17 protein-coding genes are annotated in these 15,727 nt (G+C 41.7%); 5 read left to right on the top strand and 12 right to left on the bottom strand.

Annotation, left to right across the window (positions count from 1 at the left end; all coding sequences use genetic code 11):
* Window positions 1–44 precede the first annotated feature (44 nt).
* Complete coding sequence (locus tag FE005_RS07765) at window positions 45–578, top strand: 3'-5' exonuclease (protein ID WP_005471732.1); 534 nt, start codon at window positions 45–47, stop codon at window positions 576–578.
* Window positions 579–624: 46 nt separating this feature from the next.
* Here FE005_RS07765 and FE005_RS07760 read toward each other — a convergent pair whose 3' ends face one another.
* The 5 genes from FE005_RS07760 to FE005_RS07740 form a co-directional block, all read right to left on the bottom strand.
* Window positions 625–1,146, bottom strand: a complete 522-nt coding sequence (locus tag FE005_RS07760; protein WP_138371594.1) for a GNAT family N-acetyltransferase — start codon at window positions 1,144–1,146, stop codon at window positions 625–627.
* Between the two features lie 5 nt (window positions 1,147–1,151).
* Window positions 1,152–1,679 carry a GNAT family N-acetyltransferase gene (locus FE005_RS07755; RefSeq protein WP_138371593.1) on the bottom strand — a complete coding sequence of 176 codons (528 nt, stop codon included), beginning with the start codon at window positions 1,677–1,679 and terminating at the stop codon, window positions 1,152–1,154.
* Window positions 1,672–2,145 carry a tRNA (adenosine(37)-N6)-threonylcarbamoyltransferase complex ATPase subunit type 1 TsaE gene (gene tsaE / locus FE005_RS07750; protein WP_003127460.1) on the bottom strand — a complete coding sequence of 158 codons (474 nt, stop codon included), beginning with the start codon at window positions 2,143–2,145 and terminating at the stop codon, window positions 1,672–1,674. Before tsaE ends, FE005_RS07755 begins: the two co-directional genes overlap by 8 nt.
* Window positions 2,146–2,920: 775 nt before the next feature.
* Window positions 2,921–3,904 (bottom strand): phosphate acetyltransferase, encoded by a 984-nt coding sequence (pta, locus tag FE005_RS07745; protein WP_003127459.1) that lies wholly within the window; start codon window positions 3,902–3,904, stop codon window positions 2,921–2,923.
* A 141-nt stretch (window positions 3,905–4,045) separates the two neighbouring features.
* Window positions 4,046–4,735 carry a uracil-DNA glycosylase gene (locus FE005_RS07740; protein WP_029487220.1) on the bottom strand — a complete coding sequence of 230 codons (690 nt, stop codon included), beginning with the start codon at window positions 4,733–4,735 and terminating at the stop codon, window positions 4,046–4,048.
* A 128-nt stretch (window positions 4,736–4,863) separates the two neighbouring features.
* On the opposite strand from FE005_RS07740, the gene FE005_RS07735 reads away from it, so the two are divergent.
* The gene (locus FE005_RS07735; RefSeq protein ID WP_005471720.1) at window positions 4,864–5,733 is read left to right on the top strand and encodes a Cof-type HAD-IIB family hydrolase; all 870 of its coding nucleotides are present in this window, start codon (window positions 4,864–4,866) and stop codon (window positions 5,731–5,733) included.
* A 38-nt stretch (window positions 5,734–5,771) separates the two neighbouring features.
* Complete coding sequence (locus FE005_RS07730) at window positions 5,772–6,293, top strand: LURP-one-related/scramblase family protein (protein WP_003127456.1); 522 nt, start codon at window positions 5,772–5,774, stop codon at window positions 6,291–6,293.
* Between the two features lie 5 nt (window positions 6,294–6,298).
* On the opposite strand, the gene FE005_RS07725 is transcribed toward FE005_RS07730, so the two are convergent.
* Both FE005_RS07725 and FE005_RS07720 read right to left on the bottom strand, forming a co-directional pair.
* Window positions 6,299–6,865, bottom strand: coding sequence for an N-acetyltransferase (locus tag FE005_RS07725; RefSeq protein ID WP_005471718.1), 567 nt, complete (start codon window positions 6,863–6,865; stop codon window positions 6,299–6,301).
* Between the two features lie 93 nt (window positions 6,866–6,958).
* Window positions 6,959–7,336: a VOC family protein gene (locus FE005_RS07720; protein ID WP_060813623.1), complete on the bottom strand. Its 378-nt coding sequence runs from the start codon at window positions 7,334–7,336 to the stop codon at window positions 6,959–6,961.
* 112 nt (window positions 7,337–7,448) lie between these two features.
* Here FE005_RS07720 and nrdI point away from each other — a divergent pair, with 112 nt between their 5' ends.
* Together nrdI and FE005_RS07710 are read left to right on the top strand one after the other, a co-directional pair.
* A complete protein-coding gene (gene nrdI, locus FE005_RS07715) occupies window positions 7,449–7,886 on the top strand; it encodes a class Ib ribonucleoside-diphosphate reductase assembly flavoprotein NrdI (RefSeq protein ID WP_005471716.1) in 438 nt (145 codons plus the stop codon).
* A 54-nt stretch (window positions 7,887–7,940) separates the two neighbouring features.
* Window positions 7,941–9,587: a DNA mismatch repair protein MutS gene (locus FE005_RS07710; RefSeq protein ID WP_138371592.1), complete on the top strand. Its 1,647-nt coding sequence runs from the start codon at window positions 7,941–7,943 to the stop codon at window positions 9,585–9,587.
* A 192-nt stretch (window positions 9,588–9,779) separates the two neighbouring features.
* Here the strand turns inward: FE005_RS07710 and FE005_RS07705 are convergent, their stop codons facing one another.
* The 5 genes from FE005_RS07705 to FE005_RS07685 all read right to left on the bottom strand — a co-directional run bounded on the left by FE005_RS07705 (window position 9,780) and on the right by FE005_RS07685 (window position 15,644).
* Window positions 9,780–11,609, bottom strand: coding sequence for an LTA synthase family protein (locus tag FE005_RS07705; RefSeq protein WP_254697007.1), 1,830 nt, complete (start codon window positions 11,607–11,609; stop codon window positions 9,780–9,782).
* A gap of 276 nt (window positions 11,610–11,885) precedes the next feature.
* Window positions 11,886–12,710 (bottom strand): ammonia-dependent NAD(+) synthetase, encoded by an 825-nt coding sequence (nadE, locus tag FE005_RS07700; protein WP_060813626.1) that lies wholly within the window; start codon window positions 12,708–12,710, stop codon window positions 11,886–11,888.
* Window positions 12,711–12,761: 51 nt separating this feature from the next.
* Complete coding sequence (locus FE005_RS07695) at window positions 12,762–14,228, bottom strand: nicotinate phosphoribosyltransferase (RefSeq protein WP_003127448.1); 1,467 nt, start codon at window positions 14,226–14,228, stop codon at window positions 12,762–12,764.
* Window positions 14,229–14,428: 200 nt separating this feature from the next.
* On the bottom strand, window positions 14,429–14,779 hold the full coding sequence (locus tag FE005_RS07690) for a DUF1827 family protein (protein WP_005471710.1): 351 nt from the start codon (window positions 14,777–14,779) through the stop codon (window positions 14,429–14,431).
* A complete protein-coding gene (locus tag FE005_RS07685) occupies window positions 14,766–15,644 on the bottom strand; it encodes an HAD-IIB family hydrolase (protein WP_029487224.1) in 879 nt (292 codons plus the stop codon). Before FE005_RS07685 ends, FE005_RS07690 begins: the two co-directional genes overlap by 14 nt.
* Between the last annotated feature and the right edge of the window lie 83 nt (window positions 15,645–15,727).

Genomic DNA, 15,727 nt, shown 5'->3' with positions numbered 1-15,727 from the left:
TTCATTTCAAAGATTTGTGCTAGAATAGCTTTGAGGTGAAGGCAATGAATTTTATCGCAATGGACTTTGAAACAGCCAATTATCAAAAGCACAGTGCTTGTTCATTGGCATTAGTCATGGTTCGGGACAGTAAAATTGTTGGAGAATACTACACGTTGATCCAGCCGGAGACAGATTTCTTTTGGAAAAATATCCAAATCCATGGCATTCATCCGGAAGACGTCGTCAATGCTCCTAAATTTCCTGACATTTGGAAACAAATCCAGCAATATTATAATCTCAATAGTCTGATCGTTGCCCACAATGCTGGTTTCGATACTGGCGTTTTAGCTGGATGTCTTGATTACTATGGGATAGAACAGCCAAATTATCTTTCACTCTGTACAGTACGTACAAGCCGCAAGCTCTATCCTGAATTCGAGAATCACAAGCTGAATACTGTCTGCCAGCAGCTGCAGATTCCTTTGCTGAATCACCACGATGCCCTTGAAGATAGTCGTGCCTGTGCTCAGATCTTATTACGTCAAGAAAACGATTTTGGGATCGACCCATTAAAAAAACTGGTACTCGTAAAATGAGTATCAGTTTTTTACTTTTCTTCTTACTTTCTTACTCTTTTGTCTTTCAGTTATTTGTTGAAAGCCAATAACGACAAGTACTATTCCCATTTACCGGATCGATCCATATATCTTCTAATTGACCACCATTTTTTTCAATGACCTTAGCAGATGCTTGATTGTGAGCATCGCATGTCACCAGTACTTTTTCTATTCCGAAGCTTTTGGCAATCGACAAGGATTGAGCAAGCATTGCTGTCCCATATCCTTTTTGGCGATACGTTTTTTTCACAGAATAACCGATATGACCGCCTTGCTGCAGCAAATAGTCGTTGAGCTCTAGCCGCAGATTCAAGATTCCGATGACTGTATCTGCTTGTTTTGCAAGATAAACCCGACTAATGACATGACTAGCAGGAACAGTTGCCGGTGATTTGTAGGCTTCTTGCAGTTCAAGCCATTTTTCGATTGTCTCCGCTGTTTCTAGCCCAGAACCTCCGTGGATAGTTTCATTGTCTTCTAAAAATGATGCGCGATAAGCTGTTAACTGTTCTTTGTCTGCTAGGGCCGGTTCAACAAGCAGGATCATCCTTCTCACTCCTCATCAACTAATTTTGCCATCATTAGAACATCAATTCGTTGCCCATCTTTTGTTTGGGCGGCTTGTTTCATACAACCTTCAATTTCAAATCCGTACTTCTGATATAAATGGATAGCTCGTTCATTGCGCACTTGGACCGTCAACTCCAAGCGTGTCAACAACCCTACTTCATTGACCCATTCAAGCAATTCTTCTAAAAGAAGTGACCCTAGGCCCATTCCCCAATAGTCTTTTAAAATCGATAGACCTATTTCTCCTACATGGGCCATGCGCCATTCCGAATAACCTTTGATAGAAGCCATACCAATAATTCGTTCTCCATCAAGGGCTAACAATAGGAGGTGATTGTCTTGTTCATACAAGCTTTCTAGTTGCTGTGCCAACATTGCTTCAGGCAGGGCGAGGCCTGTTTCATCCATGACCAAAAAGTCAGTTTCTTGACCAATCTTTTGACTGACTGCCAAGAGTTCTGCCGCATCTTCGCCCCGAGCCTCACGCAACGTCAAATGAATGTCACTCATTATCTGCCTCCCATTGCGCCAAAATACGCTGTTGGAAAGCCTCAGCTTTCGGACCAAATGTAAGCAATTTCACAAAACGTTTTTGCTCTTCTGTATTATCTTTTTCCAAAATCAGTTCCAAATAATCTTCCGGTAAAGACTCTTCCAGAAGATTTCCCCACTCGATCACAGAAAGACCATCACCTTCAAAATAATCATCTAATCCCAAGTCTGATGCGCCAAATTCTACCCGGTAAATATCCATATGATAGAGTGGCAACCGACCTTCAGTATATTCACGAATAATCGTATAGGTTGGGCTTTTGATCAGTTGACTGATCCCCAGACCTCGAGCGATCCCTTTGGTCAACGTCGTTTTACCGGCTCCCAGTTCCCCAGTTAACACCAAATTGTCTCCAGGCAGGGCCACTCTGCCAATCACTTCGGCAAATTTTTCTGTTGCATCTAAATCAGCGATCGTTATCATGTTTGATCCGTCCTTTATCTTTTCACTTGCTGTTAGTAGTTAGTATAGCTTGTTTTAGAAACAAAAGTAAAGAGCGTACCGTCGCAAGGAGTTTGAAAGAAAAGCCATTTTTATCATGCTGTGGGCAGTATTTTTGGAAGCGACGCCCCTCATCTTGCTTTGCCTGCAATTGTTTCCAAACTTGTTGCGCTAAGTAGACTTCCATGCCACTCTAAGGGCAATCGTTGTGATTCATACTAAGGTTACTACGCTTTCTTTGGTCCCCGCTGCTCATCATCTGCTCTCTGCTTCGCAAGCCAATCGCAGTGATTCAGGCTGAAGGTTACTACGCTCCCTTTGGTCCCCGCTGCTCATCATCTGCTCTCTGCTTCGCAAGCCAATCGCAGTGATTCAGGCTGAAGGTTACTACGCTTTCTTTGATCCCCGCTGCTCATCATCTGCTCTCTGCTTCTCAAGCCAATCGCAGTGATTCAGGCTGAAGGTTACTACGCTCCCTTTGGTCCCCGCTGCTCATCATCTGCTCTCTGCTTCGCATGCCAATCGTTGTGATTCAGGCTGAAGGTTACTACGCTCCCTTTGGTCCCCGCTGCTCATCATCTGCTCTCTGCTTCGCATGCCAATCGCAGTGATTCAGGCTGGAGGTTACTACGCTCCCTTTGGTCGCCTAGTACTGCTCATCATCAACTCTGTCTTGCTATGCAAGCCAATCGTTGTGATTCGCAGCAAAAAGCCGTTCCTTGACAAAAGGAACGGCTTGGTTGTTTGATTAGTTATCTTATTTATCCATCAATGTTTGTGCTGCTGTGATGATGGATAGTTTGTAGACGTCTTCTTCGTTTGATCCGCGAGAAAGGTCTGAGATTGGTTTGTTCAATCCTTGCAGGATTGGTCCAATTGCTTCGAAGTTACCAAAGCGTTGTGCGATTTTGTAGCCAATGTTTCCAGATTGTAAATCTGGGAAGACAAAGACCGTTGCTTTACCAGCTACTTCTGATTCTGGTGCTTTTAATTGAGCGACAGCTGAAATGTAAGCAGCATCGAATTGCAATTCACCATCGATTTCGTACTCAGGCGCCAATTCTTGGGCAATTTTTGTTGCTTCAACCACTTTATCGACTTCTGGTGCTTTAGCTGAACCTTTTGTCGAGAAGCTAAGCATGGCAACTTTTGGATCGATATCAAATAATTCCGCTGTTTTTGCTGAATCAACAGCGATCTCTGCTAATTCTTGTGCAGAAGGGTTCACATTGATGGCACAGTCAGAAAATAGGTATTTTTCTTGATCACGACCACGAACCATCAAAAAGGCACCACTTGTGCGGCTCACGCCTGGTTTTGTTTTAATGATCTGCAATGCAGGTCTAACCGTATCGCCCGTTGAATGGATCGCACCTGAAACCATTCCTTCAGTGATCCCCATGTAAGTTAACATCGTACCAAAATAATTAACATCTTTTAAGATTTCTTCGGCTTGCTCTTTTGTTGCTTTGCCGTTTCGGCGCTCAACAAAAGCTTCGACCATTTCATCCCACCGGTCATAGTTTTCAGGATCTAGGATCTCAAAATTAGCGATGTTGATTCCTCGAGCTTCCGCTGCTTTTTCAATCTCAGCAGGGTTACCAATCAAAACTGGTTCTACCAATTCTTCTGAACGTAGACGGCTTGCTGCACCAAGGATACGAGGATCCGTTGCTTCTGGGAAAACGATTTTGATATGACGACGCACGATTTTAAATTTTAAACTTTCGAATAGTTCCACGGGTAAAGACCTCCAGTTTTTTTATACCCTTACATTGTACAATAGTTGCAAAAAAAAGAACAGATAAAAATGCTGTACTAATCGAAAAAGATAATTTTTGTTACACAATTCACAGTCTGTCTCTTCTGCACTACTACAGTTTCACACCTGTACTATTTTTTCTGGTAATTGCCAGTTGATGGGTGTTTCACCTAACGCAATCAATGCTTGATTGATTTTTGAAAATGGTTTCGATCCAAAGAAACCACGACTGGCAGATAACGGACTTGGATGGGGAGATTCTATGATGATATGCTTTTTCGTATCGATCAACGCTTTCTTTTGCTGGGCTGGTTTTCCCCATAATACAAAGATCACTGGTTTATCCCGTTGATTCAGTTTTTCGATGATAGTATCTGTCAATCGTTCCCATCCTTTGCCTCGATGCGAATAAGCCTGTCCTTCACGAACTGTCAACACCGTATTTAGTAGTAAAATTCCTTGTTGCGCCCAAGGAACCAAATAACCGTGAGAGACTGGCGCGATGCCTAGATCACTTTGCAATTCCTTATAGATATTGCGTAAAGAAGGCGGAATCCGTACTCCGGGTTGGACTGAAAAAGATAACCCATGGGCTTGATGCGGACCATGATATGGATCTTGTCCTAAGATCACTACTTTCACTTCATGATACGGAGTCAGCTTCAGTGCTTCATAAATATGGTCCATTGCCGGGTGGATCTTCTGTGTTGCATATTCTACTTTCAAAAATTCCCGTAACTGTTGGTAATAGGTTTGATCGAATGAAGCTTGCAAAACTTCTTGCCAATCATTTTCTAAAATCTTTCTCATCGTCTCGCTCCTTTGCTTTTAGTTAAGGATAACAAAAGATCTGCCTAAGAAACAAGAAGACATTCTCAAAAATAATTGCTGATTTGTGGTACACTATTCTATAGAAACCATAAGAAAGGACGCTGACAATGATAAAATTAATCGCTTCTGATATGGATGGTACTTTACTAAACGCCAACATGCAGATTTCAGAAGAAAATATCCAAGCGATCAAATATGCCCAATCCCAAGGAGTCGAATTCATGGTGGCCACTGGGCGCAACCGGAAAGAAGCTCTGCCGCCTTTGCAAGAAGCCGGTATTGATTGTGCTATGATCACACTTAATGGTGCACAAGTGTTTGACAAATCAGGAACTTCTTTATTCACCGTTCCTATTTCTAAAGAAAAAACCCGTTCATTGATGGACTTATTAAGAGAAAAAGACATTTATTTTGAGATTTCCACGAGCAATGGCATTTATTCAGAAAGCCAGACGCGCCGAATCGAGAATTTTGCGATCCATACAGCAGAAGCAATGCCCCATCTGACCCACAAAATGGCCATTGCCATGACTGCTGCACGACTAGCTTTTCTTCCAATCAATTATGTCAAAGACTTCAATGAACTGTTTGCGATTGAAGATCTGGAAATCTTAAAAATCATTTGCTTCCATCAAGATGGCGCGCGTGTTTTAGGACCGATCACACAAGAAATCGATGGTTATGGCGACTTAGTGGTTACTTCTTCCGGACAAAACAATATTGAAATCAATCATCGCAATGCCCAAAAAGGGATCGCGGTGGCACACGTTGCTAAAGAGCGAGCGATTCAACTGTCGGATGTCATGACGATTGGTGACAACTTGAATGATGTCAGCATGATACAGCTTGCTGGTGTCAGCTTTGCTATGGGTAACGGGGAAATCGAAGTCAAAGAATATGCGAAGTATCTGACGGATACTAACATTGAATCAGGAGTCGGCAAAGCAATTATTCGGGCAATCGATGAGAATTTATAATTGACGCAGCTTTTCGGGATACAAGAGGAGGCGTAGATATGTCGGAATTTTTTATTCAAGACAGACAACTCAGCAGTATCACGCGAACGATCGTTAAAGACGAAAAGGGCAAATCGTTATTCTTGATGGTCGGGCGCTGGGGAACTAAAGGCGATGCACTTTCCCTCTATCGTTTGGACGGCACACTGGTCGCCAGTATTAAGCAAATCAGTTTTACCTTTGGCACACGATTTGAGATCTACAAGGACTTTGAAAAAGTAGGTACGTTACAAAAAATTTTCAACTGGCCTGGGGATTTTTATTATATCCAACAGCTCCATTGGGCTGTCCATGGGGATATCTACAATCATCGGTATGCGATCCATCATTTCAACAAGAAGATCATGGAAATGGATAAAGCAACACTATTGACTGGCGATTATTATGTGATCGATGTGGTCAACGATGAGGATGCGCCAGTTTGCATTTGTATTGCTGCGATTATGGATTATTGGCTCTACAATCGCAAACGCAAGACCCAGCAACATTTGGAGTTACGATTAACGAACGAAACCAGCTGAGATACTCAACTGGTTTCTTTTTGCATATGATCATATAGATGACCACTGATCTTTCGTTCAGCAACCACTTGAAAACCGTGACGTTCATAGAGTCGTTTGGCGTGTGGATTGGCTTTATCGACACTTAAACCAATTGTGGTATAGCCATCTCGTTGGGCAATTTTTGGCAGTGCAGCCAATAAAGCTGAGCCAACCCCTTTTCCGCGGAATTTTTCATCGACACAAATGGTATCTAAGTACCATTCGTTCTGCAACGTTTCTTGATCAACGAACAGTTTCATTTCTTTATCCAAACCGTAGGACTCCAGAATCTTCGTTAACGGTTCATCAATGGTAGGTTCATCTTTATCTGGGTAACCAAAAGCAACCCCAGCCACTTGTCCATCGATTTCATTGACCAATCCTCTGGTATAACCATAACGATAATCAGGCTCTAACATCGCTTCAGCCAAGATCTCGAGCGTTTTTTCTTCTCCTATTTCTGCCACAAACGGTAATTCCATATCTTTTAAAATGACTAAAACAAGTTTCGCCATAGCAAAACGATCTTCTTTTTGTGCAAATCGAATCACGTTTTCTCCTCCTTGTGTTTTCTTCAGAATAACAGCATTTTCTTGTCATCCCAAGTAAAAAAGTGTCGTTGCGTTTCGAATGAATCCTCGATACTATTCGTGTAGTTCCAGTGGCAACCCATCTGGGTCTTGGAAGAATGTCATTTTTTTATTCGTAAAGCTGTCAAAGCGAATCGGCTCACACGTAATTCCTTTTGTTTCAAGTTCTGCTACCACTTTCTCAATGTTTGTTACTCGAAAAGCCAAGTGTCGTAAGCCGGTTGCTTCCGGATAACTTGCTCGTTTAGGTGGTTGATCCACGATAAACAACTCAATCTCAGATGAGCCAAAAGCCAAATCGATTTTGGTATCGTTTTTTTCGGGACGATGGTGCTCACGGATCACCTTAAATCCTAATTTGTCGACATAAAATGATTTTGCTCGTTGGTAATCACTGGCAATAATGGCCACATGATGCATCTCAGAAAACATATGCTCACTCCTTTTCTATCTACTTAGTTTACCTATTTTTCCTTCCTTTGGCTACAAAAGACCTGCTCTATTTTATTTTGATTCTGTTATACTGGATACGGAAGGTGATGACATGAAACTACTTTATATTTCAATCTCAGGAAATACCCGGGCATTTGTCAAACGACTAATGGACTATGCCGCCCAGCAGCCAACAGCGCATCCTCTAGAATGGTCCGTCAAAGAAATTGATGACAATTCCATTTTCGAAGAAGAAAGCGAACCTTTTGTCGTGTTTGTGCCGACCTATCTTGAAGGCGGCAACGGCGTAGATAATGGGGATCAGGAAATTTTGACAGAAACCATGCGGGAGTATATTGATTATGCGGATAATGCCCGCTATTGTCGCGGTGTGATCGGCAGCGGCAACAAAAATTTCAATTATCAATACTGCCTGACTGCCAAACAATATGCTGAACAGTTCCAGATTCCATTTCTAGCTGATTTTGAACTGCGAGGAACAACGCAGGACATCGCACGCATTTACGATGTCTTGCGTAAAATCAATTAACTTGGAAGGAGCAGGAGCTAGATCCTGCTTTTGCTCCTAGAAACGGAGAAAAACATGGACGCAAAATATATGGTTATCTTGATTATCTTGTTCGTTAGTGCACTTATTATTGGCTTAGATACTTGGAACCGAATAAAATTAAGACGTCGCGTCAAACAAGAATGGGGAAAATTCCCCCGTCAGCCTCGCTTTGACAAAGAAGAAAGCCTCAAAAAGGCCTGGATGGTAGAGAAAGATTTTTATCCCCATGATAGTGAGATCGATGACATTACTTGGTATGACTTAGACTTATTCGAGGTTTTTGAAATGATCAACAGTACTTACTCCAGTGTAGGTTCTGAAGCTCTCTATCAGCAGTTGCGCAACTTTCAATTTAAGCCGGATCGACAGCTGACCGCGTTAATTGATTTTTTCGCAGCCAATCCAAAAATTCGCGAAGATACCCAATATACCTTTGCCCAACTTGGGAAACTGGATAATAACTTTTCCAAAAACTATCTGGCATCAGGGAAGAAAGAAAGTATTGGCAACTTGCCTGTCTTTATTTTATTGGGCTGTTTGCCGATTGTTGGGCTGATTTTGATAGCTTTTGGCTTTTTGCCAGGAATTGCAGTGATTTTGATAAGCGTCCTCTTTAATACGGTTTACTATTCGATCAAAAAAGCCACATTAGAAACAGAACTCAACAGTATGCGCTATCTAGTTCAGACAGTGGCCTGCGGCAACAAGATTGCCAAACTTGCCACACCATTACAAGAGCAAATCAAAAAAGAACTGCTGCCTCTGAAAAAAATCCCCCGATTCGGCGTTTCTTTTCGTTCAAAAAATGGCAGTGAAGGCGATATGCTTTTTGAATACATCAATATCATCTTTATGCTGCCTTTTATCTCGTACCATTACGTCGTTACCTTATTGGCTCGATACAATCAACAAGCGATCGCATTATGGGAATTGTTAGGCAAGTTGGAAATTGCTTGCGCGATCCTTAATTTCCGTACCTATATGCCGATCACTTGTATCCCTGAATTCAAAAAAGGAACGGTCAGCGCAAAAGGGACCTATCATCCCCTTCTGGCTGAAGCTGTCATGAATGATGTCGACTGGCAAACCAATACACTGGTAACCGGGTCGAACGCTTCTGGCAAATCGACCTATGTCAAAAGCATCGCTATCAATTGTCTATTGGCGCAAACTGTCCAAACAGCTGTTGCTGAATCCTTTACGATGGAACCTGGTCATGTGTTGACCTCAATGGCGGTCGAAGACGATTTGTTTGAGGGCGATAGCTATTTTGTTGCAGAAATCAAGTCGATCAAACGATTGTTGGAACAAGTTCAGCAAAAAGAACGCTGCTATTGCTTTGTCGATGAGATACTGAAGGGAACCAATACGATTGAGCGGATCGCTGCTTCTGCTAGTATCATTCATTGGTTGAGCCGTTATCCAAGTTTGGCTTTTATTGCGACTCATGATATTGAACTGACTGAAATATTGAAAAATGACTGCAGCAATATCCATTTTTCTGAACAAGTCACAGCCGATGACGGTATCTCTTTTGACTATAAGGTCAAACAAGGTCCTTCAACAAGCCGTAATGCGATTGCCCTACTGCGAGTGCTTGGTTATCCGAAATCAATCGTTGAACAGGCTGAAAATGAAGCAGCTTACTTCAATCAGCAACGGACTTGGCAAGATCTATAATGACCTACAAGAAATCTGTGATCCTTAGTAAAGACATGCTGCTTAAAACACATCGCTAGGATTGCTCAATAAATAAAGGCTATGACAAAAGAAAGACTTTTAGCGAAGAAACCAGCCTACTCTGAATAAGAGCAACGTGTTTCTTCCTTGATCCTTCTTTTGTCACAGCCTTTTTATGTTAGACAATTTTTCTTAGCCAAATAAATCTGTCTGTAAACTATATTGTTTTCCTTGTAAAATGTCATATTGAATCATCTGATAGTCTTCATAGAGCTGCCGTGATTTCGCATCTAAACTTAGCTCACTCCGCCACTGTTCGCCTTGGTAATATTGCCCGTGTTCAAAAGCCGGCAATTTTTCTTGCAGTGCTAGCAGCAACGCATAAAATCCATTGATTGGTTGCTGACTTTCATTCAACACGTTAGGTGCAAAGTAAAAGGGACTCGTTACCGGAACAGTGTCAGTTGAAAAGGTTCCATCAGAATCCACCATCAAGAATTCCGTTTCATGCAGCGCAGCAGTATCATTTTGATCTTTAATCGCATCCGAGTAGATGCCTGGCAGGTGATCCCCCCAGAAAACGACTACTGTTCTTCGATTCAGCTGCTTCAATTGTTCAATAAAGTCTTTTAGTGCGGTACTACTGTAAGAAACATCTTGCAGATAATTTTCAAGAGCAGTCCTATTTCCATCGCCTGCGGCTTGATAATCTAATGTCTGATACTTTCCTTCATAAGGCATATGGGTCTGCATCGTCACCAAGTGAACGAATTGCGGCTTTTTCTCATCTGACAAAAGAGACAGAACTTCTTTATAAGTAGAAGCATCCGAGATATAAGGATTGTTCTCGATCTTGTCCGTGTAAGTCATCGTGTCTTGATCCAAAAAGGTTTGGAAACCCATCACATCATAGACATCTTTACGTTTGTACATCGATGTATCATAGGGGTGGATCGCAGTCGCATCATATCCTTGTTTTTGCAAGAATGAGACCACTGAAGGCAATTGTGTCAATTTAGGCACTAACATCGTGTAGGGCGTGGTCATTTGCGGATTCAACAGCCCCATTGAAAAACTGGTCAATGCTTCAAATTCAATGTTTGCAGTCCCACCGCCATAATTTTGCGACAACATTTTCCCACTGATCGTTTGATCGGCTACCGCATAATAATCCTTTAACGGATCTCCCGTGATCGTCAGTCCTTTTAGATGACTTGGATCAGAAAAACTTTCACTCATGACATAAACGATATTTGGCGCTTCTTGGTCACGCGTTTTGTTTGTTTCGGCAGCTTCCGCGGTATATTTTTTTGCGATCTCTTTTATCGCAGCTTCAGAATAATCTGCTGGTTTCTCCATTGCCTCCACTCGTAGATTGAATAGAAACCCACCAATAAAACCGGTATTGTAATAATTCATTTTTTGTGAATAAGGAATCCATAATGCGGTCCGGTTATACGCTTTTCTAAGCAGATTATTGCTGTCATTAAAATGCGAAACATAAACTAAACCAACTGTACAAACGAGCATTGTCAGCCCTCTGAGGATCTGTTTCTTTTTTGATAATTTACGGCTACGATAAATACTCCAGATAATTGCTCCCAATGCGAGTATCACACAAAGCATCGCCAAAACGAAAGGTCCAGTTCCGATCATTGTATGCAGCAAGTCAAACTGAGTAATCATTTTCAAATCATCTGGATAAATTGGTTCTTGACGATAAGCCATCTTGAGGTAATTTGCATAACCCAAGATCCCGATCACAATACTATAGAACAGCGCTCCGACTCCTAGCGAGCCAGCAAGACTTGCCAATAATCCGTAGAAAAGCAGCAGCACCAGACAAGCTAAGAAAAACTTTTCTGTATGCCAAGAAAAAGCAAATTTTAATGCTAGCTCAACAGAAAGGTTGTTTTGACACCATTGTAGGTATAGATTACTAAAGATGATCAGAATAAAACTAGCGATTAGTTTTATTGCCAACTTCAAATTGGGATGAATCTTTCTTTTCACGAAGGACATTCCTCCTTTTCTAACCATAACCTGTATTTTATGCTTTGTGATTTAGAATGTAAAGAGCCGTTTGCTTGTTTTGTTTTTTTATTCTTGCCATTCTTCCTTGACGAGAGTTATGACTAAGACAAAAAAAACAAAAAATCCCGAACAATCTATGAATTCCAGAAGCCCTCGTTGAGCCATACAGCGAGGCCTCTCGGAAAAAATTCATTCATAAATCGTTCGGATATTTATTTTCTCCTAGATGCGATGGATCAAAAACCATCACAGAGTAAAAAAGATTTATTTCCAGAAGTCGTCAAAGATTGATATTGGCAGATGCCGTTTATGCTGTGTTTTGCGCCACCAATTTTCAATCGTTTGTTGCGCATTTGGTGAAACGGTCTTTCCTTCCAAGTAATCATCGATCTCATCATAAGTCACACCAAGTGCTACTTCGTCAGCGATCATTGGTTTGCCATCTTCCAAATCAGCAGTAGGAACCTTTTTGTACAGTGCTTCCGGCGCTCCTAATTCTTGCAACAATTGACGTCCTTGACGTTTATTCAACCGAAATAGCGGCAAGAGGTCAGCTCCGCCATCACCAAATTTTGTAAAGAAACCGGTGATGTTTTCGGCCGCGTGATCTGTTCCTAAAACAGCGCCAGCTTTTTCGCCTGCAACGGCATATTGAGTAATCATCCGCTGACGTGCCTTGATGTTGCCTTTATTAAAATCAGAAACAGGTAAGCCAGCTTCTTCGACGGCTGCCACTTGCGCATCAACGGCTGCTTTGATATTCACTCGTAATGTAATGTCCGGTTTGATAAATTCGATGGCTTTTTTGGCATCTTCTTCGTCAGCCTGTTCTCCATAAGGTAAGCGGATCGCAATGAACTGATAATTGGGATCATTCGTCTCACTGCGCATTTCTTCCATTGTCAACTGAGCCAATCGACCAGCCAGTGTTGAATCTTGTCCACCGCTGATCCCTAAAACAAGAGTTTTCAAAAAGGGATTTTTTTGAAGATATGCTTTTAAAAATTCAATGCTATTACGAATCTCTGCTTTCGCATCAATTGTTGGAACTACGCCTAACTCGCGAATGATTTCTTGTTGCAATGTCATAGAAACGCCTCCTAATTTTTTTGAAGATTGGTCCTAGCTTTCTAGGACCAATTAAATAATTTCTGTTTTGGTTTGCGTACGCACTTTTTCAATGGTCCGCATCTTGTGATTCCAGCACTCTTGAGAGAGATCGACTGGGTATTTTTGCGGATTCAAATCTCGTTTGTACTCATCCCATAATGAATCCAAACAATTTGTAGCATAGGCTTTGATGTGTTCAAGATCCGGCAATTGATAGACTTGCTGTCCTTCTACAAAAATGTCTTGCAGCAAAGGTCGAGCATCAAAATCTGTCACTGTTTTATTGATAAAGGTGTGAACCGGATGGAACATGAACAACTCTTTTTCTTCCTGGGGGTTTTCGTCCCAAAGAGTCACATAATCCCCTTCAGACTTGCCGTCTTTTTTACGTGTGATACGCCAGACTTGTTTCTTGCCTGGTGTAGAAACTTTTTCAGCATTACCGGATAATTTGATCGTATCGATCATTTCGCCTTGTTCGTTTTCAATCGAAACCAGTTTATAAACGGCTCCCAATGCCGGTTGATCATAGGCGGTGATCAACTTTGTACCGACACCCCAAACATCGATTTTGGCTTTTTGCATTTTTAGACTTAGAATCGTGCTTTCATCCAAATCATTTGATGCGTAGATCTTAGCTTCTGTAAAGCCAGCTTCATCTAGTTGTTCTCGGACTTTTTTGGAGATATAAGCCATGTCTCCACTATCGATCCGTACTCCTAAAAAGTTGATTTGGTCCCCTAGTTCTTTTGCGACACGAATCGCATTTGGTACACCTAAGCGCAATGTATCATACGTATCGACTAAAAAGACACAGTCTTTGTGCGTCTTGGCATACGCCATAAAGGCATCATAATCATTGCCATAGGATTGCACAAGAGAATGAGCATGCGTCCCGCTTGCAGGGATGCCAAAGATCTTGCCTGCTCGAACATTACTTGTGGCACCCGCACCTCCGATATAAGCCGCACGAGTTCCCCAAATCGCTGCGTCCAGTTCTTGCGCACGACGAGACCCAAATTCTAATAAGGGATCATCTCCGATCACAGACTTGATCCGAGCAGCTTTTGTTGCAATCAATGTTTGGAAATTAACCATGTTCAATAAGGCTGTTTCGATCAATTGAGCTTGTGCCAAAGGTCCTTCAACTTGAATGATCGGCTCATTGTTGAAGACGAGATCGCCTTCTAAAGCTGAACGAACCGTGCAGGCAAATTTGAATTCTTTCAGATAATCCAAGAAAGCCTCCGGATATCCGCCGATTTCTCTTAAATAATCGATATCTGAATCTGAAAAGGTCAAATTGTTCAAATAATCGACTAAGCGTTCTAACCCTGCAAAGATAGCATAGCCATTCTCAAAGGGCATGTCACGGAAATAGCACTCGAAGACTGCATTCAAATCCGCACGTCCTAATTCCCAATAGGTTTGCATCATGTTGATCTGATAGAGATCAGTATGCAAAGTGAAACTATCATCTTTAAATAATTTTTGCATCGTTTTGCTCCCTCATACTTACTTCTCCCTATTATAGCAAAAAAATAAAAAAAGAAAGTATTTCTTGTTTTTTTCCTCAAAAAAAGTCTGTGCCATAAGTTAGAAAAAGACCGAAAAACTTCATGATACGATGGGGTATTCCACCAGTTTCACTCGAATCATTGGGTCTTGCTTCAACTTATAACACAGGCTGCTAATGGTTAATCAACTGCTAATTGAACTAGGATGATATCTTTGCGAGGTTTCGCAAACTTGACTCCCGCTGCTTCCATCTTTTTACGGATATTAACATCTACAGTGACATCCTTGCGGTCAACTTTTAGTAAGCGATGAATCGCTGTATCCACTTCTCCGCGGCTGATCTTCTTTTTATTGTTGATCAAAACCAGTGTGATCTTGTCAAAAGTATCCACATACATGATCTGGGTTCGATCAAGAGAATAAAGTTTGTAGTATTTAATCGCGACTTTATCAAAAATAAATTTTGAGATGACCGGATAAAATGTCTCCAAATTCAAATTTTGGTTGACTGGTGTTTCAATCAATTTCATATACAACATCCTCTCGTATTAGTTCATCCATGATAAATTGGCCGACTCCGCCGTCAGCTGCACTAGGAATCATACGATCGCAAACGTTACGGATCGATTCACTCGCATTGGCTACTGCAACAGAGACATCTACCACTTCAAACATGGCTAAGTCATTCTCACCATCCCCGATCCCAAAACTCTTTGCATGAGGGAAAGCCTGCATAAAATTCGTGATCGCGGCTCCTTTTGTTGCTAAGGGATCAACGACTTCCAATGTCTGAACAAATGACTGAAACGCACTGACTGGTTCAGTCTGCAGCAATAGACGCAACTGTTCGATCTTTTCATCCGATGCTTCCATCAGTTCGATCTTTAGGACATTGATCGTCGGCCGTTCCTGAATGTAGGCTAAAAGATCCGGTGCATGAATGCAGTCATGCACAAAATAGGCTTGCTTGTATTCAGCAATCATCGCCCCTCTCTCACCGAGATCTGTAACTAATTTATTGGTCAATGCGGTCAATTGTTCTTGATAATCCGCAGGATCTTTGCAGATCACTCCTTGATCGGTGTGCAGAAAATAAAAAACATTTTCTTTCTCTAAAATAGCTGTCACCGCTTCTAAGGTAGCTAGCGGCAAACAATTGGCTAAAACAGGCGCCTGACCTTCCAACTTCAAGCCGGCGCCATTGCCAAAGATGACATCACAGGAGATTCCTTCTTCTATCATCAGTGCTTCTACCAGATCATACCCTCGACCAGTCACAAAAACAAAATGATCGCCTTGTGCTTTCAGATAGTTGATCGCTGTTTTATTGATTTCAGGGACAGGCTGACCCATTTCCTGAAATGTCCCGTCTATATCGGAAAAAACTATTTGCATCGAATCTTCCTTTCTTTGCTATAATTATAACATAATTTGACGAAGCAAAAAATTTTTTGTTGACATTGACGTTACGTAAACCT

Origin of the sequence: Enterococcus sp. M190262, from assembly GCF_005843965.1 — a bacterium.
GTDB classification, from domain to species: Bacteria; Bacillota; Bacilli; order Lactobacillales; family Enterococcaceae; genus Enterococcus_D; species Enterococcus_D gallinarum.
The sequence above is the reverse complement of the archived record's forward strand: the minus strand, read 5'-3'. Positions and strand labels throughout refer to the sequence as shown.